This is a genomic window from Hymenobacter agri (assembly GCF_054778495.1).
Genome location: NZ_BAAGZM010001338.1, coordinates 1 through 501 on the forward strand (window position 1 = coordinate 1; position 501 = coordinate 501).

General features: G+C 68.5%; 1 protein-coding gene. It reads left to right on the forward strand.

Annotation, left to right across the window (positions count from 1 at the left end; translation table 11 throughout):
• A partial coding sequence (locus tag ACYVDE_RS26100; RefSeq protein ID WP_460504403.1) for a site-2 protease family protein occupies window positions 1–501 on the forward strand: 501 nt, incomplete at both ends.

The window sequence follows — 501 nt, forward strand, 5'->3', positions numbered from 1 at the left end:
TGGTGCTCACACGCGGCACGCTCGATTTGCTGCCGCTGGGCTTCTGGGAGTTTCCGGCCCGGCCGCAGGCGGGCGAGTGGGCGCGGGGGCTGGCGTTTGCGGGGTCGTTCCTGGGCGTGCTCACAGTGCACGAGTTCGGGCACTACTTCGTGGCGCGGGCCAACCGGGTGCGCACCTCACTGCCCTACTACATTCCGTTTCCGATGGGGCTAGGCACTTTCGGGGCTGTTATCCGGATTCGGGAGCGCATTTTCTCGCGGCGCGAGTTCTTCGACATCGGGCTGGCCGGGCCGCTGGCGGGCTTCGTGATGGCGGTGGGCGTGCTGGTATACGGCTTCACGCACCTGCCGCCGCTCGATTACCTCTTTCGCATTCATCCTGAATACGCCCGCTACGGCGCCGACTACGCCCGGTACGCGTACCCGCCCGGCTCCGACGCCCTCACGCTGGCCCGGCCCCTGCTCTACCGCGGCCTCGAAGCATTGCTGGCCGACCCGGCCC